Annotated in this window: 18 protein-coding genes; 15 read left to right on the top strand and 3 right to left on the bottom strand. The window is 28.3% G+C overall.

Features of this window, described 5'->3' with window-relative positions; translation table 11 throughout:
• The first annotated feature begins 146 nt into the window (after window positions 1–146).
• On the top strand, window positions 147–1175 hold the full coding sequence (lepB, locus tag AC2TDS_RS17000) for a signal peptidase I (RefSeq protein WP_484736768.1): 1029 nt from the start codon (window positions 147–149) through the stop codon (window positions 1173–1175).
• On the opposite strand, the gene AC2TDS_RS16995 is transcribed toward lepB, so the two are convergent.
• Window positions 1164–4322, bottom strand: coding sequence for an efflux RND transporter permease subunit (locus AC2TDS_RS16995; RefSeq protein ID WP_484736767.1), 3159 nt, complete (start codon window positions 4320–4322; stop codon window positions 1164–1166). The genes lepB and AC2TDS_RS16995 overlap by 12 nt on opposite strands.
• A gap of 293 nt (window positions 4323–4615) precedes the next feature.
• Here AC2TDS_RS16995 and AC2TDS_RS16990 point away from each other — a divergent pair, with 293 nt between their 5' ends.
• The 13 genes from AC2TDS_RS16990 to AC2TDS_RS16930 all read left to right on the top strand — a co-directional run bounded on the left by AC2TDS_RS16990 (window position 4616) and on the right by AC2TDS_RS16930 (window position 18939).
• Entirely contained in the window at window positions 4616–4837 is a 222-nt protein-coding gene (locus AC2TDS_RS16990; RefSeq protein WP_484736766.1) for a hypothetical protein, read from the top strand.
• Window positions 4838–4911: 74 nt separating this feature from the next.
• On the top strand, window positions 4912–6078 hold the full coding sequence (locus AC2TDS_RS16985) for a hypothetical protein (protein WP_484736765.1): 1167 nt from the start codon (window positions 4912–4914) through the stop codon (window positions 6076–6078).
• Window positions 6071–6505, top strand: a complete 435-nt coding sequence (locus AC2TDS_RS16980) for a hypothetical protein (RefSeq protein WP_484736764.1) — start codon at window positions 6071–6073, stop codon at window positions 6503–6505. Before AC2TDS_RS16985 ends, AC2TDS_RS16980 begins: the two co-directional genes overlap by 8 nt.
• 512 nt (window positions 6506–7017) lie before the next feature.
• A complete protein-coding gene (locus AC2TDS_RS16975; RefSeq protein ID WP_484736763.1) occupies window positions 7018–7338 on the top strand; it encodes a hypothetical protein in 321 nt (106 codons plus the stop codon).
• Window positions 7339–7453: 115 nt separating this feature from the next.
• Window positions 7454–8044 carry a hypothetical protein gene (locus AC2TDS_RS16970; RefSeq protein WP_484736762.1) on the top strand — a complete coding sequence of 197 codons (591 nt, stop codon included), beginning with the start codon at window positions 7454–7456 and terminating at the stop codon, window positions 8042–8044.
• Between the two features lie 31 nt (window positions 8045–8075).
• On the top strand, window positions 8076–9236 hold the full coding sequence (locus AC2TDS_RS16965) for a DUF4934 domain-containing protein (protein ID WP_484736761.1): 1161 nt from the start codon (window positions 8076–8078) through the stop codon (window positions 9234–9236).
• 785 nt (window positions 9237–10021) lie between these two features.
• The gene (locus tag AC2TDS_RS16960) at window positions 10022–11056 is read left to right on the top strand and encodes an efflux RND transporter periplasmic adaptor subunit (protein ID WP_484736760.1); all 1035 of its coding nucleotides are present in this window, start codon (window positions 10022–10024) and stop codon (window positions 11054–11056) included.
• Window positions 11057–11201: 145 nt separating this feature from the next.
• Window positions 11202–11474: a hypothetical protein gene (locus AC2TDS_RS16955; protein WP_484736759.1), complete on the top strand. Its 273-nt coding sequence runs from the start codon at window positions 11202–11204 to the stop codon at window positions 11472–11474.
• A gap of 61 nt (window positions 11475–11535) precedes the next feature.
• Window positions 11536–12705, top strand: a complete 1170-nt coding sequence (locus AC2TDS_RS16950; RefSeq protein ID WP_484736758.1) for a hypothetical protein — start codon at window positions 11536–11538, stop codon at window positions 12703–12705.
• Entirely contained in the window at window positions 12706–13113 is a 408-nt protein-coding gene (locus tag AC2TDS_RS16945) for a DUF1573 domain-containing protein (protein ID WP_484736757.1), read from the top strand.
• Window positions 13106–16129 (top strand): efflux RND transporter permease subunit, encoded by a 3024-nt coding sequence (locus AC2TDS_RS16940; RefSeq protein WP_484736756.1) that lies wholly within the window; start codon window positions 13106–13108, stop codon window positions 16127–16129. Before AC2TDS_RS16945 ends, AC2TDS_RS16940 begins: the two co-directional genes overlap by 8 nt.
• 41 nt (window positions 16130–16170) lie before the next feature.
• Window positions 16171–17544 carry a TolC family protein gene (locus tag AC2TDS_RS16935; RefSeq protein ID WP_484736755.1) on the top strand — a complete coding sequence of 458 codons (1374 nt, stop codon included), beginning with the start codon at window positions 16171–16173 and terminating at the stop codon, window positions 17542–17544.
• Window positions 17545–17850: 306 nt separating this feature from the next.
• Window positions 17851–18939 (top strand): glycosyltransferase, encoded by a 1089-nt coding sequence (locus AC2TDS_RS16930; protein ID WP_484736754.1) that lies wholly within the window; start codon window positions 17851–17853, stop codon window positions 18937–18939.
• On the opposite strand, the gene AC2TDS_RS16925 is transcribed toward AC2TDS_RS16930, so the two are convergent.
• The gene (locus AC2TDS_RS16925; protein WP_484736753.1) at window positions 18940–19752 is read right to left on the bottom strand and encodes a 2OG-Fe(II) oxygenase; all 813 of its coding nucleotides are present in this window, start codon (window positions 19750–19752) and stop codon (window positions 18940–18942) included.
• A gap of 62 nt (window positions 19753–19814) precedes the next feature.
• Between AC2TDS_RS16925 and AC2TDS_RS16920 the strand changes: the two genes are divergently transcribed.
• The gene (locus AC2TDS_RS16920) at window positions 19815–20930 is read left to right on the top strand and encodes a hypothetical protein (protein ID WP_484736752.1); all 1116 of its coding nucleotides are present in this window, start codon (window positions 19815–19817) and stop codon (window positions 20928–20930) included.
• On the opposite strand, the gene AC2TDS_RS16915 is transcribed toward AC2TDS_RS16920, so the two are convergent.
• Window positions 20923–21609, bottom strand: a complete 687-nt coding sequence (locus tag AC2TDS_RS16915; RefSeq protein WP_484736751.1) for a cell division ATP-binding protein FtsE — start codon at window positions 21607–21609, stop codon at window positions 20923–20925. The two genes, AC2TDS_RS16920 and AC2TDS_RS16915, sit on opposite strands and share 8 nt — an antisense overlap.
• Window positions 21610–21682: the final 73 nt, after the last annotated feature.

Here is a 21682-nt window from a genome sequence, read left to right as displayed (position 1 = left end):
ATAAATAGTTGAGACCGGCAAACTTAACATTAGAAATGGTATCATCACTATGAACAACATTTATCCTGACGGAATTACACAAAAGTATTTTTGAAAAAAATTGTGGTTTTATCTAGTAACAATGATTAAAATTCTATTTTTATCCAATGAAAAAGTTACTTTTCACCATTGGATTAGCTGCCATTTTATCTTTTTATGTGTGGTCAAAATTAATAGCGGTTTCAATTGCATTATTTTTAATTTTAGATAGTTTTTCTACTAAAAAGATCCCAAACAAATTAAAAAAAGCACTACCCCAAAACATACACACAACACTAAAGTATAGTTACGTAGCCACACTCCCTATTGTATTCACAATCTTTTTTAGAACATTTTTTTTTGATATTTATTTTGTTCCTTCAAGCTCAATGAAAAAAACGCTTTTCCCAAATGATTATGTTATAATTAATAAAATAAGTTATGGTGTAAAAGTGCCAAAACATTTACGCAACATTCCAGTAATTGGCAGCTTTTTCAACCCTCCAGAAAATGAATACAACTTATATAAATCATTAGAGCCATTTAAAAAATTACAACGAAAGGACATTGTGGTATTTAAGGCGGTGGATAATTCCGATAAAATTTTAATTAAGCGTATTATTGGAATGCCAAACGACACAATATTACTAAAACAAAGTAAGGTTTTTATTAACTCTAAAGAGCTAAAGGAACTGAAAAGCTACTCCTATAACTACATCCACAAACAACAACACGCTATTGCTTTATTAGAAAACTATTCTAACAAAGAGTTTTCAGCGTTTTCTGAAGGCAAAAAAAAGAAATATGTAAAAGATATTAAAGAGAAGGCAAACTATAATTATTTCTTATATCCATTTACCAAACAAGCGATATGGACAAGGGATAATTATGGAAACTTGATCATTCCAAAAAAAGGAATGACAATACCATTAACCGAAGAAAATATAGACACCTACAAAAATGTTGTGTTAAAATTTGAAAATACAGATTTAAAAAAATCGTCAGAGAAATTGTACACATTCAAAAACAGTTACTATTTTATGCTAGGTGATAATCGACATAATTCAATAGATTCTCGAAGTTTTGGTTTTGTACCTGAAAACTACATTCTTGGAAAAATGGTACGTGTATTTTCTAAACAAAGGTTACTCAACTAATTCATTCTTCTTTAAAGTAAACAAGGGTAAATAAATCAAAATCCCTAAAAGAGAAAACAATAAACCACCAATTGTTCCAGCACCTAGCGCAAACCAAAACACTTCGTTTTGCCCATCCTTTACAAAGGGAATAAACCCAAGAATAGTAGATATTATTGTTAAAGTAATTGGAAATATCTTTTGCCTAAAGGCTTCTATGTAAAGATTTAAATAATTATTTTTTGGAAATTCTTTTCTCAACTTATTAAAGCCGTTAATAATAAAAATAGACGCATTTACCGTAATACCACTCAATAACACAAAACTAGCCAATCCACCTTGATCAAAGTTAAAATCAAACCAGTAAAAAGTTAAGAAAACACCAATAAAGGAAATAGGTATTACACTTAAAATAATAAATGGTTGTTTCAGACTTTCAAATAGGATAGAACAAATAAAATAAATAATACCCAATACCAAAATCAGTAAGAAAGCATAATTGTTATTCTTATCTTCATTTAAAAACCAGCGATTTTGAGAGTTTTCGAATTGATACCCAAGCGGTAATTTTGTTTTTAACTCTGCTAGCTTTTCTTTTAAATATTTTGTTCCAAACTTTGCTGAACCTGTATATTGAAACTGCACCAACCTTATATACTGTTGGTTCTCTTTGTAAATACTTTCTTCTTCACGTTCTTTATAAGTTGAAGCAATGTTTTTTAATACAATAGGAGCGTGCAAGCTATCCAAAGGCGTATTCGTTATACTCCACAAATCAAACTGTTTTGAATCGTTAGATTCTAAACGTACTGGTGAATATTTTCCTTTAATCTTTAATGAAACATCCGATTGTTTCGAAAGCGTCAAAGATTTTAATTCTTCAAAAATTTTAGACGGATTACTTTTACGCAAAGCCAATTGTTCTTTATCTAATACAAATCTATATTCGTAGGATGGTTTTCTTGACCAATAAGAATTTTCTTTAACCAATACATTTTGTATTCTAGGATGTTTTACTAAAGCTATTCTTAAAGTATCTGCCCAAGCATTTAAGTCATCATAATTATAACCTTTGGCTTCTACTGTGAAATTTATAGGCTCATTATTACCTCCACCATTACTAAAACCATTTCCTACTCCATAAATATCCCAGTCAATTCCTCCTAAATCGAATGCTTTTCTAACCAAACGAGCTTTTAACACAAACGGAAAAGAAGAGTCTTGAAACTCATCTTTAAAGTTAATTTCAATTCTTGCATAATCTCCACTATTCACCGTAGTTGTGTATTGTTTGATTTCTGAAAACTGTTGTAAGTAATTTTCAATTTCTAAAAATGCTTCGTTCATTTGATGTACGGTTGCTCCTTTTTGCATTGAGGCAACTACATATAATTTAGTCTCTTCATTTCTGCTGTAATACGCATTTTCAAAAACATACTCATTAAACAAACGGAAACTACCTCCAAGATATCTATCAATATAAGACCGCACATTTTCCCGGTACCATTCATTTCCAAGAGTAGTATTATACGTTCTTTCAAAAAAAGTTTCATTCTTTTCTAATTTCTGTGGAAGCATAAAAAATGGAATTCCAAAAATTAAAATAACACTAACAATAGCCAATTTTTTAAAACGTAATAAAGTTTTAAGTAACGCTTCATAAAAACCATAAAATTTAGTTTGAATCAATAACCCTATTTTTTTTGGCGTTGCTTTCTGTAAAGAAATCTTTTCCAATAAAGCAGGAATTAAAAATAACGCAACAAATAATGAAACACTTAAATTGATAATAACTACCAAAGCAAAATCAATTAAGTTTACCCTGTATTTTTCATCTAACAAATAAATGATTGTCAATGCACCAATCGTAGTTAAAGTAGACGCTAAAATGGGAATAAAAACATTAGTGTTTCCTTGTTTTTTAATGTGGTCAATCATTACGATACTACTGTCTATAATTAACCCAAACGAAATGGTAATACCAGCCAAAGAATATAATTGTATTTCTATTCCAAAAAGGTAATAGAGTAAAAAAGCTACACCTAAATTACAAGTTAAACTAATAACAGTTACCCATAAATAGTTAAAACTACCACTCACTAATACTATAAAAAGTAGTAAAATAGCAATTGTATATCCAGTTCTTTCATATATTTTATTAAGCTCGGTTTCTAAATATTCCGTGGCATTATAGGTTTCAATAATGGAATAATCGTTAGGCAACTGTTGTTGTATTTCTTGTAATTTGTTTGCTATTACTTTTGCTAAAACAATGGTATTCGCATTTTGAGTTGCAAATACTGAAAGTGTGATAGCATTTTTGCCATTTACCCTAAAATAACTTTGAGCTTCTTGTGCTTGTTCTTTAACCCGCGAAATGTCGTCTAAATAGATAAGTCTATCCTTAACTTTCTTTATAGGAATATGCCAATTAATTTCTTTATTTGAGTTAATAGCCAACGTAATAAATTCTTTTCTATAAAAGACACTTCCTAAACTTTCATTTGAGAAATTTTGTTGTAATGCTTTGACAATATCCTCCTTACTAATTAAAAGCTGTTTGAGTGTATTAAAATTATAACTAATAACATACTCTTTAGGTGTAGATCCGTAAACATTCGTTTTATCCACACCTTGTATAGCTCCAACAATAGGTTCTATTCGGTTCTTAACCGTTTCTTGTATTTCAAAAGGAGTTTGTGGTGCGTTTATTGTATATGATAAAAACGCACGTTGACTTTGCTTCTCATTGGTTTTATTTACATTTATAACAGGATAACTAACGTTCTCTGGAAGTTTTTTATAAAGTTGACGGATAATAGTAGCAATTTCAAAACGCACTTGGTCTATATCTGTGTATTTATCAAACTCTAAAGTAATACCTCCATTACCTTTTGAGGATTTCGAACTTAAACTGGTTAATCCTTTTACGGTACTAAATCCTCCTTCTAAAATACTAGTCACCTCTCTTTCCAAAGCATAAGGTGAGGCATTACTCCAACCATATCTTACAGAAACTGAAGGTAAAGAATCACTTGGGTTTAAGCGAACTGAGAGTTTAGGTATGATAAAAAAACCTAAAAAACCAAGTAGTACAAAAACAATTAGAACTTTAAATGACGATATGGTTGTATAACTTTTAATAGCAACATGTTTTATGAAGACCAAACTTAATAAGTAATATTTAAAGTACTACGTTTTTTTATGATTATCTCAGTTAAAGAAAAAGAGTTTTTACTTTTATATTAAAAATAAAAACTTGATATACTGTGAGTTATATTTTTTTATATACTTTTATACCGTTTTTAAAAAAGAATAGCTAACTTTTTTAAAAAAATTGTCCACAAAGAAAAAGGGTGTTTATAAAAAATTGCGCACCACTCTTTTTTAAATTTTACTATAAAAATTATACCTCATTTTTTATTAATACGGTATTATTTAACAATTTAAATTTAAAAAAAATGAAAAAAAGAATCATTGTACTAGCGGCTATAGGTGTATTTACTGTTTCTAATAGTTTCGCAGGCTATCATTGTACTGTAAGTTCTGACTCTTCTGAAAATGGAGGTAAATGTAGAGCATTATCTTCAGGTAATGGCGATATGTGTTTTACTTTTGGAGAAGGAACAGCTTGCAGTGGAACTGGAGGTAGTGCTTCGTTTACACATGAATATGACATTTAATAGAGATTAATTATCAAAACGAATAAACAGGTGTAAAAAAGAATTACACCTGTTTCATTATAATATACTGATAAATGAAAAATTATTTATTACTCATTCTTTTAATCTTTCTTGCGGCATCTTGTGAATTTGGCTTAAAAAAAGAAAAAGCCTCGAAAATCTTTTACGAATCTGAAATACAATCTTTCCCTATAGATAAAAAGACCTCTTTTTGGCACTTTTCTTGTCAATTTACTGAAAATAATAATGGAGAATTCTTTTCTTTCATAAATAATTATGACAACTCGATTAAATTTTACACTCTTTTGAACGGGAAAGTAAAAAGTAGTCAAAGTATTATTTTTTTAAAAGAAGGGGAGGACGGTATTGGAGCTCTTGATAATAACACTTCACACTGTTTTGTAAATAAAGATAGTATATTTATTTACAATTTAATGGCAGGAAGACTCTATTTAGTTAATAGTAAAAGTAAACTACTTAACAAATATGATATTGTAGACTATAAAACAAAAAAAGATGTCCCTTTTCCCGAGCCTACAATTCTTTCTCCTATTATAAAAATTAAAGACAAATTGTATTTCTCCTCAAGTATAAACCAGTTTCAAGAAAATTTCTCAAATTACCCTATGGTACTTGAATACGACATACAAAAAAAAATGAGCAGGTACTTATTTCCATTATCTAAAAAATATGATCAACGGTTTTGGGGTTCGCAATTTAAATATGTACCCTCTTTAACTTTTAATGAAAATAAAAACAAGTTCTACATTAACTATCCAGTAGATGACTATTTATATGAAGGAGATAAAAAAAACGGAAAAATAAAACATAAGAAGCAGGTTAAATCTGTTTTTTTTAATACTGTAAATTACATGTACTCTGATATTAAATATGGATTACGAAAAAATAGAGATTACAGAAAGGAGGATATTTTTAGTTTGTCAAATTCTGATTATGCCTCAATAATATATGATAAATATAGAGATGTATATTATAGAATAGTGTACATAAGACCCAAAAAAAATGAAGTGCTTAAAGGTAATAGACTTGCAAATTTTTCTATAATTGCTTTGGATTCTAATTTTAATATTTTAGGAGAGCAATATTTTAGTTCGAAGAAGTATAATAATTACATGATTTTGGTAAATAAAACAGGTTTAGCTATAGCTAGAAATGACTTATATGATAAGGATGATAATAAAATTCAATTTAGTGTTTTTAAATTAATTAATAATGAATAACAAATATTTCATGTTAATTTTATTAACTACTTTTTTCTCATGTAATTCAAAAGAAAAGAGTAAGGAGGCTTTATATAATTTAAGAATTCAACAATTATACGGAAAGGAAATAGATATAAATGTTAAATATATTATAGTTATACCAAATGCTGGTTGTGGAGGCTGTATTAGTGATGCAACAATTTTTGCAAAAGAAAATATAAATAAATTTAATTTTCAATTAATCTTTACAGGAGTTAAGGATAAAAAATTATTAAAACTAGAAGCAGGCGAGAATCTTTTAAATAATAAAAATGTTTTTATTGATAGTGATAACCTATTCAATAGTTATGATACTTCGGTAGCATACCCATTAATATTAAGGATCCAAAACAAAAAAGTAGTTAGTATTTCTGAATTTAATGAGTTTTTTTTTATTGATAATTAACTCTTTAAACCTTAAAAACTGTAAAACTTAGGGTTCTATACCGTAAAGGGTTAAGATAATGTAAAACAGCATTAAATGCAGTTCAATGTGATGGCGCAAACTAATTTTGTAAAACACAAATTAATTATAAACTAGCTACATCTAAAAACATAAGATGTAGCTTTAAATTTTAAGATAAAATGAGGAAATATATAATATTTTCAATATTAGAGTAACTACTTTTGTTGGTAGAGATTTAATAGAGGCTTATGCCTAAATTAAATATTATGTCAAGACCAAACTTAATAAGTAATATTTAAAGTACTACGTTTTTTTATCATTATCTCAGTTAAAGCAAGGAGTTTTTACTTTTATATTAAAAATAAAAACTTGATATATTGTGAGTTATATTTTTTTATATACTTTTATACCGTTTTTAAAAAAGAATAGCTAACTTTTTTAAAAAAATTGTCCACAAAGAAAAAGGGTGTTTATAAAAAATTGCGCACCACTCTTTTTTAAATTTTAAAAAGATGAAAAAATTAAGAATTTTGATTCCGGTGTTTTGTTTATGTTTTTTTAACACCATAATGACTTATCCTCAAGCAGCTTCTACTCAAGCAGTTTTCACTCATGTTCCACCCCAAACTGGTGGTGCTAATGGAGATGCACCTACATGCGAAAGTGGTGGGCCAGGCTCAACAACATGTACGGTAGAAATTACATTTGAAGCTCATGGTACTGTTATCACAAAGAAAGCCACAACCTCATGTGGTGAAGGATATTATGCGTGCTGCAATACTAAACAAGTAATATTACATATAGAAGCTACCGCAAAATGTTATTCCTATTAATAATTTAAAATGACTTTTATCTATGTACTACAAAACACTCTTTATTTTCTGTATTATTTTACCTCTTAATATTTTTTGTCAAAAAAATGAAAATTATATTAAATTGGAGATTGAAATGGCGGATAAAAGTCATAATTTATCTAAATCATCAGCTTCTGGTGAAAAACTCATCGAGTTCAATAATTATCGTTTTCTAGATGTTGTTTCTGATATTACAAACATTTCTTTAAACCATTTTTCATTAAAAGGTAACGCGATAAATCCAATAATAAATTTTAAAGCTACAGCAAAGAATAAAATAAAGAAAAAAGAATTGATAAATGTTTTTTTTCAGAAACTCAAAAGAGATTTTAATATTAATATTAATTTTCTCAAAGAAAACAAAATAGTGAAAGTACTAACTTGCAATGATATCGGAAAATTGTCTAAATGTTCTAAAAAAAACTCTTCAACCATAATAAGCACAGTAAATAGAACATTTAAAGGAGAATGTATACTTGGAGAAACCCTAGTGAAAAAAATTAATAACTGGTATGACATTGAGATACACAATGGCTTAGACAAAAATTACAAATATAATTTCAATATGCATCGTGCAAATAAACCCCAAGAACTCTTTGAAGAACTGGAATTTTATTATTCACTAAAATTAAAGGAAGAAAAGAAAGAAATAAAAACATTAATTATAGAATATAATGAAAACTAGGTTTATAGTGCACAAAGTTTATATATTACTTTTGATCATAGCTTTTAGTTGCAACAAAGAAAACCCTGATAAATTTAATAGTACTACTGAAATCCCAATAGATTCGAATTTAGAAATCGAGAAAAACATCTTTAACCTAATCGATGATATTGAAATTAAAGAAATCCACCCAAAAAAAAACTCAGAAGTACTGATTAATAAAATAATTAAAGCAGTACCTCTAGGAGAAAAAATATATTTTAGCACAAAAGATGATCAAATTTATCTAATCAACGATTCGGGATTAATAATTAATAAATTAAATTCAAAAGGGTATGGTCCAAACGAATACAGAGAAATTGAAGACTTTGATATACATCCTAGCAATAAAGAAGTGTTCATATATGATTTTAGCAAACAACGATTTATTGTTTACAGTTCTGATTTTAAATACATAAGAACCGACGATGTTGGGCTAAATTTTACTGCTTTTAAACTCTTCAATGATTTTATCGTATTATTTACGGCAAAACATAGAAATATGATAAACAATAAGTTTTTTGATTATGATTTATTTATAGTAGATAATAACTATAACATCATCAATAAATTTATCCCCTTTGATCATAGGAAATTTGAAACTGTTCGACTTTTAAATAAACACCCCTTTTTCTCTAGTCGGAATGAGAATTTATTTAACGACTTAATTTCGGATACAATTTACAAGATAACAAAAGATAAAATTTATAATTATAAAAATTTCAATTATCTTAATAAAACTGTCAGTCAAGATTTCAAATCACTTAGTCATGATAAAATATTAAATGAAATGCAATCATACCCTGAGAATTTTAAAAATATTGATTTTTTGGCAAACCTTAGTGGTGTAAACAAAGACGTATTTATATCAAACTTTTCAAATAATGAAGAGAATATTGTCACATTTTATTTTAAAACTGAACGAAAATTTAAAAACTATAAATTCCCAAAAGAATTTAATGATATTGATCACAAAGAAATATTCAGACCGTTTTTCAGTAATAAATCAAAATACATTACTTTTATATACCCCTATGTATTAAAATTTATTAAAAAAGAATATTTAATTAATAATAAAGAAGACTCGTTTATTAAAAAAATAGATAGTATTTTAAATAATTCATTTTTAGACGGGAATCAAGTAATGCTTACATATAGACTGAAAAAAATTTAAATACCCATCCCATTGCCACCTTAACTTTTAATCTGGTTTTATATAGATGAATTTTAGTACAATTAACTTGATAGTTCGCCTTTTCTCATTTGGCTTATAACAGGGAGACTTCTATAAAAAAACAATCGTAATTATAATAGTTATCAAGAGAGGAAAAACTATTGCATAGTAAAAAGGATTTGAAAAAGAGACCAAAGTGGCTAAAGAAAATGAGTGTTTTTTTTATATAAGATATAAAAATCAATAATAGCAGTAGCTATGATTTCTTTTCATCATATTGAAATAGACAGGAAAAAAGGACGTTTTATTACGGTAAATTCAAATGGTAAGTGGTAAGTGGTAATTAATAAGATCTCATATAGCTAATGAAAACTAACCACTATATTATTCTTTTGGAATAATTAGTTGTTTATTTAGTTACTTTTGCATGGAAAGTAAAAATAACAAAGAAGAAAAAGTTAGATACTGTTCTTGTTTATAAACAAAAAGATCAAATCTCACTTTTGGAGAATAGACAACTAAATTGCTTAAATCAAAAAAAACAGTTTCACTCTCATTTAAAACAAACACGTTATACTATTGGCAATCAAACCAATTACTATCAATAAAAAATGGAAAACAACTATTTTAATTATATATTTAATGACAAAAAAGAATTAAAATATGTATCAGATAATTTAAATATTATCAACTAATTGTTGAATTAGAGTTCCTCAATGTAAACGTGATTGTAATATAACTAGATCTTTAAAGGAGTTATTTAAAAAATAAAATGTCAAAAAATAATGTTTAAAAAAATTTGTATTTGTCTATTCTTATTATCCTACGCTTGTGAAAGGAAAAAACAGGTCTTTAGTAACCAAAATTTACAGTCAGATATTGATCTGAAGTCAATTTCTGTTACAGCTCAAATTCTAAAAACTACTATTTTTAATAATCAGTTAATTGTTAATGGTAAAGTCAATAGTGTCCAAAAAGCTGACTTAATCTTTAAAACATCTAATCAATTATTTTCTATAACAGTAAAAAATGGAGATTACGTTAAGCAAAATCACGTAATTGGTGTTTTGGAAAACGGTTTGCTAAAAAATAATATTCAAAAAACAACGATAGCACTTCAAAAAGCTAAAACCAAATTAGCTGAAGAAAAAATCAACTATGGTCAAGAAAATATTACAGCGCTCATACTCAAAAACTTGGAAATAAAAAGCGGTATTTTAGAAGCCAAAAACAATCTAAAAAGAACGCAAATAGAATACGAACAAACGTTATTAAAAGCCCCTTTTGCTGGTGTTATTGCTAATTTAGAAAAAAAACAAGGAGATTTTATTACTACATCCGATGTATTTTGTACCATCATTAACCCAAATGCTCTAGAAGTTTCTTTTTCAGTATTAGAAAATGAATTCGCTTTTGTTAGTAAAGGACAAGAAATAGAGATAAAGTCTTTTGCTAATACAGACAAAAAGCTTAAAGGAGTTATCACTGAAATAAACCCTATTGTAGACAAAAATGGCCTTATAAAAATTAAAGCAAAAGTTGCTTCAAAAAATACTGGCTTGCTAGATGGTATGAATGTAAAAGTGTTTATTAACAAACCACTAAAAGATGTTTTGATTATTCCAAAGACAGCATTGATATTACGTTCTAACCGAGAAGTAGTATTCACAGTAGAAAACGGTTTAGCTAAGTGGAATTACGTAGAAGTTGTTGGAGAAAACAATGACTGTTATGCCATTAAAAAAGGATTAAAGGCAACAGACACCATAATTATATCAGGTAATTTAAATTTAGCGCATGACACAAAAGTAAAGCTTTAGTTTTAAAAGTTTTAATTTTTCATTAACTTAGCCGATGTTATGAAAGAAGTGTTTTTAAAAAAAATTGCATACCATTTCTTCCTTTCTTATTATAATTACTATTAATTTATGTATTTGTATGCAGTACATGTTAACTAAACATATTATGAAAAAAGTTTTATTTACTGCTGTATTGATAACTAGTTTTGTTATTAGTGCCCTTACCATTCAAAATTCTGAAGCCCAAGAGCAAGTATTTACACATGTTCCACCTGAAACCGGAGGAGCCGGTAACGAGGTAATTAAATGTTATTGTAAACGTATAGTCCGAAATGGAAGTTGGATAGACGTTTGTAAAGTGAGTTCTAGTGGAACACTTTGCGCACAAAGCCAACCTGGTGAGAATGTGCAATGTTCTCAATATGATGGTAATTGTTAAAATAAAAAACAATCCCCTATTTTAAGTGATATTAAAATAGGGGATATTAATATATGTACAAATGAAAAAAATACTTTTGTTATTAACACTAGTGATTGTTAACTGCAGTAAAAAGAAATTTACAGAAAAAAATACTGACTTATTTAATAGTAAGAATGTTTCAAAAAAGAGCATTCTTATAAATTCAATAAAAATAGACACACTCATTTTTGATCCTATTGAATCTTCGTATGACGGATTTTTTGATGTTTATAAAGACAAGATAAATTTTATAGATAGACGTTTTGGCTGGTTTTTTACCTTTGACAAAAACGGAAAATTAATTTCTAAAAACTTAGGGCAAGGTGGTGGTCCTGAAGAGATAAATACCGGTTATATTGATGCTTATAAAAGGTTACCTAATGGAAAACATCTATTTATCGGCTCAACTTATGACGTACATATCCATAAGGATGATTTTGAAAGAGAAAAAACTTTTATTATGAAATGGGATTTGGCAACCAAAGAACATGAAATAAAACCCGATAATTTAGACCCTCTAAATCACAGACTTTATTCACCGCATTATTGGAATTTTAAACTTCAATCTCCAACGAGTAATGAAATCTATTTCCCCATTGAAGCGGAGCATCAGCTTTTCAACAGATTAAATTCAAGAAAATACTACGAAGAGGGCAGGATTTTAGCTAGGCTAAACCTAAAAAACGGTAAGATTGAAAATTTGTTTGGAAAAAAATCTAGAGAGTATTTAAAGTATAAATATTTAGGGTTTTATGATACTTTTGATTATGTAATTGACTCTAAGGATCAGTTTTATGTTAGTTTTGAAGCCGATTCGTTAATTTATCTTTATGATAAAAATTATGTTAATCTTCATACATTTGGTAATTCAGGTAGATTTAAAACTAAGTTTGTTGAATTTAATAGCAAAAAAAGGAAAGAGTTCACAAAGGAAATAAACAAAGAAAAAAATAAGACAGGATACTATACAAAAATTAAACTATTTGAAAATCAAGGATTATTATTTAGGGGCTATAACAAACCTAATTCTAAAGTTATTGATGGTTTACAAATTTATAAAGGGACTACACTTATCGCCGATGTAGACGTACCAAAATGGTTTGAAGTGGTTGGTTATATTAAACCTTATTTCTATTCTCAAGCTGTTTTATCAGAAGATAAATTATCTTTAAAAAGTTATAGATTTACTTTACCTAATTTATTAGAATAAATGAAAAACAGTATAATTTTATTACCTTTATTTTGGGCTTTCACCATAATAACCTCTTGTGAAGCAAAAAAAAAGACAATAGATAAAGACATTACATATCCAGAATTAAAGCTATCTTCCAGAATAGTTGATTTTAAAGATGTAAAACAAGGAGAAGTACTAAATGCTAAATACGAATTTGTAAATCCCAGCAAGGACACCTTAAAGATTAAATATGTTAACCCTGATTGTGTTTGCACTGGTTATAATATTAGTTCAAAAATCATCCCTCCAAAGGAGAAAGGTGTAATAATGTTAACTCTTGACACAAAAGAAAAATCGGGTAAAAACATTTTACATGCTGTGATTAAAGCTAATACAGAAACTAAATTTTATAAAATTACATTAAAAGCTAATATTATTGATTAAATTCATAATCAAAAGACCAATAGCTGTTTTTATGGCCTCTATGGCATTAATGCTTCTAGGTACTGTGGCTTCTACCCGAATACCTACTTCTTTAATGCCCGATATTCCTATACCAGAAATCACGGTACAAGTTAGCTACCCTAACAATACGGCAAGAGAATTAGAAACCAATGTGATTCGTCCTTTACGAAATCAATTACTACAGGTTGGGAATTTAAAAGATATTTCTTCAAAAACCAGAGACGGTTTTGCTACCTTAAAACTCTCTTTTGAATATGGTACCAACACCAATTTAGCTTTTGTAGAAACTAATGAAAAAGTAGATGCCTCATTAAATTATTTACCAAGAGATTTAGAGCGCCCAAAAGTTATTAAAGCATCCGCCACTGACATTCCCATTGTAAACTTAACAGTTTCTTTAAAAGAAGGTTTTTCATCAGAAAATTTTTTAGAGTTAAGTGATTTTACTGAAACTGTTTTAAAAAAACGTATAGAGCAATTACCAGATATTGCATTAGCAGACATTAGCGGGCTCACCAAACCCGAAATTGTGGTAACACCCAATATCCAAAAATTGCAAAGCATTGGAATAAGTGGTAACGAACTCATAAGTGCCATAAGGCAAAACAACTTTGAATTAGGTAATTTATTGGTACAAAACGGAGTTTATCAATATAACTTTAAGTTTGCCAATCCTTTAAAAAACAAAAAAGATATTGAAAATATTTATCTGAATATTCATGATAAATTATTTCAATTAAAAGATTTAGCAGAAGTTAAATTACAATCAGAACAAGATAGAGGTTCGGTCTATCTAAATGGTAAAAGAGCCATTGTATTGGCTATTATTAAACAAGCAGATGCACGGGTATATGAATTGAAAGAATCACTTGAAAAAGTTACGCAATCTTTTGTAAAAGACTATCCTAATCTAGAGTTTTCTACCAATCAAGATCAAACAAAGCTATTAAAACTATCCATTGATAATTTAAAATCAAGTTTATGGATAGGAAGTTTTCTCGCAATCTTAATAATGTTCTTCTTTTTACAAGACATAAAATCACCCTTAATTATTGCCATTAGTATTCCTGTCTCTTTGATAGTAAGTCTATTGTTTATGTATTTGTTTGGATTATCCATCAATATTATCTCACTTTCAGGCCTTATTTTGGGTGTTGGTATGATGATAGACAATGCCATTATTGTTATTGATAATATCACTCAAAAATTAGAAGCAGGAAACAATGTAATCAGTGCTTGTGTAAAAGGAACCAATGAAATTATTACACCACTCATAAGTTCGGTTTTAACAACATGTTCAGTATTTTTACCGTTACTATTTTTAAGCGGAATTACAGGCGCATTATTTTATGATCAAGCATTGGCAGTTGCTATTGGTTTGTTTTCTTCGTTGTTAGTTTCAATTTTGTTAATTCCCGTTATTTATAAACAACTAAACAATAAAAACTTTAAAATTGAAAAATGGTTACAGTTTGATGTGAAAACACAACATATCGAAAACTGGTATGGAAAAGGATATGATTTTTTCTTTAAAAGAAAAGGAATTGTATTTGGTATATCAATTCTTTTTACAATTTTAGCTATTTTTCTATTAATGATAATGCCATACTCTCAACTACCAAAAATCAATCAAAATGAAGTGATTTTAAGTATTGATTGGAACGAGAACATAACGGTTGATGAAAATCAAAAAAGGCTAGAAACTTTATTCAATAAACAGGCTAGAGTAGAAACAGTTTTTTCACAGATAGGAGAACAACAATTTTTACTACAACAAGAGAATGCTAAAAGTTTTTCGGAAGCCTCTATTTATCTTAAAACGAATACAGTTGATGGAATTAAAAATTTAAAAAACACGACTCAAAACAACCTTCAAAACACATTCCCAAACGCTACTTATACTCTTAAAGAGCCCAAAAATATTTTCCAATATCTATTTGGAAATCAAAAGAATGAATTAATTACCCAAATATTCTCAAAAAGTTCTTTAGAAGTGCCTTCAGAAAAAAAATTATCTAGCATTCAGAATTTATTAAAAGATTACTCACCAACTGAAATCCCATTAAAACAAACAGCCTTTATAGAAGTATTACAAGAAAAAGTGCTGTTGTATGATGTTTCTTATGATGATTTGTTAAATGAATTAAAATCAGCATTTAATCAAAATTTTATCGATAATTTAAAAACTGCACAAAAATTTATTCCTATCAAACTCAATTATCATAAAGAATCCTTTGAAACAATGATTACTGAACTGTTTGTAAAAAACAAGAACAACGAATTAATAGCTGTTCGTAATTTAATTAAAACTTATCCTGCGCAACGATATAAAACTATAACTGCAAACCGAAGTGGAGAGTATTTAGCATTTGATATAAAAACAAATAACAATGTTGAAAAAAAACTAAATGAAATTCAAAACACTTTTAACAATCAACAACATTATAACATCCGTTTTGATGGTAGTTTCTTTGATGTAAAGACATTGGGTAATGAATTATTGATTGTCATTTTAGTTGCCGTACTACTACTCTACTTTATAATGGCTGCTCAATTTGAATCATTATGGCAACCTTTAATAATATTATTGGAAATTCCAATTGACGTAGGAGGTGCATTGTTATTGCTGTGGCTTTTTGGAGGAACAATTAATGTAATGTCTGCTATCGGTATTGTAGTGATGAGTGGAGTTATTATTAACGATAGTATTTTAAAATTGCATACCATTAACTTATTGCGAAAAGAAGGAAAACCAATAGAAAAAGCCATTAAGCTAGGTGGTAAATTACGCTTAAAACCCATTTTAATGACCTCTTTAACTACTATTTTAGCTTTATTACCATTTCTTTTTATAGACGGTTTAGGAGCTAAATTACAAAAGCCATTAGCTTTAACAGTTATTGGAGGAATGTTAATAGGGACTTTTATAAGTTTGTATTTTATACCTTTAATGTACGCACTATTAAGTAAAAAAGAAACAAATGAACCCTCATAGAGGGTTTTCGGTTAACAAACTAAATACCTCAACAAAAGAAAATGATTAAATTAAAGCAATTAACTAAGCTTAAACCTGTGATCACTAAATTTAAACCTTTAGTACTTGTAGTTTTTTGTTTTTCAGCGGCTAGTTTATTTTCACAAAAAAAATGGTCATTAGAAGATTGTATCGAACATGCTAAACAACATAATATTGATATAATAAAACAAAAAATACAAACAGAGGTACTTAATAGTGATATTAGAATTGCGAAAGGAAATTATTTGCCTGATGCCAATTTTAATGCTTCACAAAGCTTTTCTTTGGGTAATTCATTCAATATTTCTACGGGTGTTGGTCAGCTTGAAAGTAGTTCAAATAATTTCAGTTTGTCTTCGTCTTTAATTGTCTTTAATGGTTTTAAGAATAGATATGCGCTTCAAAAATCTAAATTATCAAAAGAGAAATCAGAATCAGATATAAATAGAATACAATTTGATTTGGCTCTAAATATTACTAATAACTATTTACAAGTTTTATTCAATAAGGAAATCTTAAAACTTGCAAAAGTACAGGTAGAAATAAGTAAACAGAACTACAATCGTCTTAAAAAACTATATACTAATGCACTAACTGGGAAAAGAGAGTTACTAGAACTTGAGTCAACTTTAGCTTATGATACTAAAGAAAAAGTGGTTGCTGAAAATAATGTGGAAAATAGCCTAATTGAATTACAGGAACTATTAGATATTAAACACATTGAAAATTTTGATGTCAAAGAAATTTCTGTCGATAATTTCTCGTTAATACCCAATGAAATTACTGAAGAAGTTATTGAAAACAATCCGCAAATAAACAGTTCAAAATTAGATATTGAACTTAAGAATAAAGATATGCAACTTTTAAAAGTTAATTTTTATCCTAGAGTGACTTTAAACTACTCCTACGGTAGTAATTATTTCCATATATTAGGGCAAAAAGATGTTGTTTTTAATCAGCAAACACAACAAAACGAACCTAATGGATTCTGGACACAATTAAACAATAACAGAACTCATTTTATTAGTCTTTCCACAACAATTCCAATATTCAATAGGTTTCTAACTAAAGAAAATTATAAAAAAGCTCAAGAACAATTAAAAACATCAGCAGTAACCTTAGAAAACAACAAACAGGTTTTACGAAATAAAATTAAGATAGCGACAAATGATATGATAACCTCTAAAGAATCTTTAGAGGCTTCGAAAATAGCTTTAGACACCCAAAAACAAGCCTTTGAAATTCTACAAAACCAATATAACAAGGGAAATGTCGGTAATTATGAGTTTTTGGAAAGCAAAAGTAAATTTATCAGAAATTCTTCTGAATACATTAAGACCAAATATGAATATTATTTCAAATCAAAGATCTTAGCTTACTATATTAATCCATAATATCAGAAAGTGAAGCTTACACAATAGCACGGTAGTCGCTTTTGTTTATTTCTAGGAAACTAAAAGCTGTGGCTATTAGGAACCATTTTCCTTTATATCTTTTTCATAGTTTATCATGGCAACTTCAACTATATTCTGAAATTGGGTTTTCTTTGCTATCTTTCCAGCAATTAATTTTCTTAACAATAAATGTATATACAGATTCTATAGGAACCTCCTCTAACTGCTTCATGGAAAACGTAAATAATAATGTATTTTAGCGGGTTTTATTAGTCATCTAGTATTAAATAATTTAATCCAATTTAAATGAAAAAAATAATCGTATCCGTCACAAACGACATCACTACAGATCAAAGAGTGAGTAAAGTATGTAACACATTACTTAACAACGGATATGAAGTTTTATTAGTAGGAAGAAAACTTAGGAATAGTACTGAATTAAATAGAGCATATAAAACTAAACGATTTAAGCTGTTATTCAATGAAGGTTTTTTGTTTTATGCGGAATACAATATCCGTTTATTTTTCTTTATTTTGTTCTCCCGAAAAAAATATCTATTAGCGAATGACCTTGATACATTATTCCCTAATTTTATTGTTAGTAAACTACAAGGTATTCCTTTAATTTATGACAGTCACGAACTATTTCCTGAAATTCCTGAATTGATCCATCGACCTGTTATCAAAAGAATCTGGGAGCTAATGGAACGAATCACTCTTACCAAATTACAAAACTGTTATACAGTTAGTGAAAGCATCGCCGATTTTTATAATCATAAATACAAATCACAGTTTAAAACCATTAGAAACCTTCCTCACAAAACAGCAATTGAAAAAGGGATATTACCTTTTGAAACCGGTAATCAAAAAATAATACTATATCAAGGAGCTGTTAATATTGGTAGAGGTTTAGAGTTAATGATTAATACCATTAAGCTTCTTGACAACACTATTTTTATTATCCTTGGAAGTGGTGACATTATTGATTCTTTAAAAGAAAAAGTAATTCACGAACAATTAGAACGTAAAGTTCATTTCTTAGGAAAACTAAGTCCAGCAGATTTAAAAAAAATAACTCCCTTAGCAAATATTGGCATCAGTTTAGAAGAAGACTTAGGATTAAGTTATCGATACGCTCTTCCAAACAAACTATTTGATTATATACAAGCTGAAATTCCTGTTATTGTGTCAAACCTACCTGAAATGAAAAAAATTATCACCCAATTTTCGGTAGGAGAAATCCTAATAAAAAGAACTCCACAAGAACTGGCAAATCTTATACATTTGACATTAAAAAAGAAGTATCTCAACCAATTAAAAAAAGCTAAAGAGGAATTAACATGGGAAAACGAAGAAACTCGTTTAGTTGAAATTTTAGATAAGGTAACTCGATAGCTACTCATAATAATGAGGATTTTCACGTATTCCTTTTTTAAATACTTTTCGAATACGTCCTCTTATAAACGAATCTAATTTCAAAACACAATTAAGAACGTACTTATCAGGGCTTGACCGGAATGACGTCACATGAAATTTATCATCTGATAATAAAGGGGTCTTACTAAAATAGTAGTTAGAAATACAACACCTAACTTTATCCACTTTTACTGTACTCACAGAATGCCATGATGTATTATGTGTTGACATAATCACCAATCTATTGAATTTACTTATAATAGTAAGTGGGTTTCCTTGCACTCCATCTGGCCAAAGCTCTAGGTTACCACCATTTTCAGACATCCAATCAGGGGTTACATAATACAACAGATTGAATACTCTCCAACGCTCTATATCTTTATCATGCGAATTATCGAGATGAGGGCGTAAATAATTTCCTTTTTTCATAAAAGATAAACCTCCTGCATAAAGCTGCTTGTCTCCTTCAAGAGACATCTTTCCACATATTTCTCCAATTTTATTTACAACACATTCTTCCTGAAATGCATAAATAACCTCTTCTAATAATTCATCATAGGCATTCATCTTAAAGGCAACAAACTTATGTTCTCGTATATTCTTTCTTAAAACAACATTTTTATTTGAAACAGGAAATTTTTTGTAAATATCATTAGCTAAACCTAGGGGTAGTAGGTCATCTAAAACAAAATAACCTATACTTTGTTTTGTTGAATTAAACTGTTCAGTCAAAATGATTTCAGCTTCTTCTAATCTTTGGCATATGAGCAATGCGATATTTTTTCTATTCAAAACACAGGCTTTAAAAAGTAAATATATTTTTTTTTCGTTAATTAAAACTTACTTTTGTTTAATTGGTTAAAAAAAATCTACATATTGTTTCTTTTGACACCCCTTTCCCTCCAAAATATGGAGGAGTTATAGATGTCTATTTTAAAATCAAAGAACTATTTCATTTAGGTGTAGATATCCATTTGCATATATTTGATGAGGAATCTAACTTCTCTGATATAGAATTGAAAAAAATCTGTTCTAAAATAACGTATTACAAAAGAAACTCAACCTTACAATCTCTATTTTCCTTTTTACCGTTTCGTGTAAAAACACGTTCTAACAAAAGCTTGGTGAAATCACTATCAGCCACGAAATATCCAATACTATTTGAAGGGCTACACTCTTGTTTTCCCCTCACTAAATTAAGAAATAAAAACATGTATGTTAGAGCTCATAACATAGAGCATATCTACTTCTTTTATTTGGCGAAAAGTGAAAAAAACATCTTTAAGAAACTCTCCTTTTATCTAGAAAGTTATAAACTATCAAAATTCGAAAAAAACCTCAAATACGCTTCAGGAATCTTTTCTATTTCTCCTTTTGAGCAAAAATATTTTGCAAATAAGTATGGGGAAAAAGCCACATACATTCCTGTTTTTCATGATACCCATACCCAATCTACTAATACTGACAAAGAAAAATTTGTTCTCTATCATGGAGACTTAAGAGTTTCAGATAATATAAAATCAGCTCTATTTTTAATAAACACCTATAAAAATTCACCTTTTAAATTAGTCGTTGCAAGTAGTTGTAAAAACAAATCAATTCTAGAAAGTATCGGCAAATATAATAATATCAGTTTTAACGAAATACCTACGCAAAAGTCTCTAGACATATTACTATCTAAAGCTCATATTAATACGCTTTTTAGTTTCCAAAAAACAGGAATTAAACTAAAGCTACTAAATGCTTTATATAAAGGAAAATTTGTTATCGCTAACGATTTGATGCTGGAGGATACAGGACTAGAAACTACATGTACTCAAGCCAATACTACAGAGGAAATATTGGCTACAACTAAAATACTATTTTCAAAAGAATTTACTCTTAATAATGTAACTTTACGCAACAAGAAACTGACTTCTTTTTCCCCAAAAATATCGGCTCAAAAATTAATTAATGAAGTCTTTAATTAGTTTTCTGTTGCACAACTTCAAACAATTCACCTCCTTCACATTTAACAGTATTCTGTTTGAACTTAACTATCAATTGGTAATCGTGAGTTGCCATAAGAATAGTTTTCCCACTTTGGTGAATATCATTAAGTAATTCCATAACTTCTAACGAGGTTTTAGGATCTAAATTACCGGTTGGTTCATCTGCCAGAATTAATTCAGGATCGTTCAACAAAGCTCGTGCAATGGCTACACGTTGTTGTTCACCACCCGAAAGTTCAAATGTTTGTTTATAATATTTCTCTTTCATCCCAACTTTATCTAACACCTCATAAATTTTATCTTTCATTTCAACTTTGTTTTTCCACCCTGTGGCCTTTAAAACAAACTCTAAATTTTCAAAAACATTTCTGTCATTTAACAATTTAAAATCTTGAAAAACAATCCCGAGTTTTCTTCTTAAAAATGGAATATCCTTTTCTTTCATTTTCTTCAAATCAAACCCCACAATGCTCCCTAAGCCGCGCTGTAACCTTAAATCTCCATACAAAGTTTTCAACAAACTACTCTTACCACTACCTGTTTTTCCTATTAGATAATAGAAATCTCCTTTGTTTAAGGTAAAATTGATTTTAGATAACACTAAGTTATCTCTTTGATAAATATCAGCTTTTTCAAGATGTAAAACAGGTGTGCTCATATGTAAAAATTGTTTTTACAAAACTAAAATTTTTATTACGTAATTCTATAACATTTGTTACTTTTGATTATTA

This window comes from Tenacibaculum profundicola (genome assembly GCF_057220795.1).
This window is presented reverse-complemented; position numbering and strand designations above follow the sequence as displayed.

What these genes read in the sequence shown, in the direction of transcription:
- lepB (WP_484736768.1), top strand. Translation starts at nt 147, where the DNA reads ATGAAAAAGTTACTTTTCACCATTGGATTAGCTGCCATTTTATCTTTT.
- AC2TDS_RS16970 (WP_484736762.1), top strand. Translation starts at nt 7,454, where the DNA reads ATGGCGGATAAAAGTCATAATTTATCTAAATCATCAGCTTCTGGTGAA.
- AC2TDS_RS16930 (WP_484736754.1), top strand. Translation starts at nt 17,851, where the DNA reads ATGAAAAAAATAATCGTATCCGTCACAAACGACATCACTACAGATCAA.
- AC2TDS_RS16935 (WP_484736755.1), top strand. Translation starts at nt 16,171, where the DNA reads ATGATTAAATTAAAGCAATTAACTAAGCTTAAACCTGTGATCACTAAA.
- AC2TDS_RS16915 (WP_484736751.1), bottom strand. Translation starts at nt 21,609, where the DNA reads ATGAGCACACCTGTTTTACATCTTGAAAAAGCTGATATTTATCAAAGA.
- AC2TDS_RS16955 (WP_484736759.1), top strand. Translation starts at nt 11,202, where the DNA reads ATGAAAAAAGTTTTATTTACTGCTGTATTGATAACTAGTTTTGTTATT.
- AC2TDS_RS16980 (WP_484736764.1), top strand. Translation starts at nt 6,071, where the DNA reads ATGAATAACAAATATTTCATGTTAATTTTATTAACTACTTTTTTCTCA.
- AC2TDS_RS16985 (WP_484736765.1), top strand. Translation starts at nt 4,912, where the DNA reads ATGAAAAATTATTTATTACTCATTCTTTTAATCTTTCTTGCGGCATCT.
- AC2TDS_RS16950 (WP_484736758.1), top strand. Translation starts at nt 11,536, where the DNA reads ATGAAAAAAATACTTTTGTTATTAACACTAGTGATTGTTAACTGCAGT.
- AC2TDS_RS16975 (WP_484736763.1), top strand. Translation starts at nt 7,018, where the DNA reads ATGAAAAAATTAAGAATTTTGATTCCGGTGTTTTGTTTATGTTTTTTT.
- AC2TDS_RS16990 (WP_484736766.1), top strand. Translation starts at nt 4,616, where the DNA reads ATGAAAAAAAGAATCATTGTACTAGCGGCTATAGGTGTATTTACTGTT.
- AC2TDS_RS16960 (WP_484736760.1), top strand. Translation starts at nt 10,022, where the DNA reads ATGTTTAAAAAAATTTGTATTTGTCTATTCTTATTATCCTACGCTTGT.
- AC2TDS_RS16945 (WP_484736757.1), top strand. Translation starts at nt 12,706, where the DNA reads ATGAAAAACAGTATAATTTTATTACCTTTATTTTGGGCTTTCACCATA.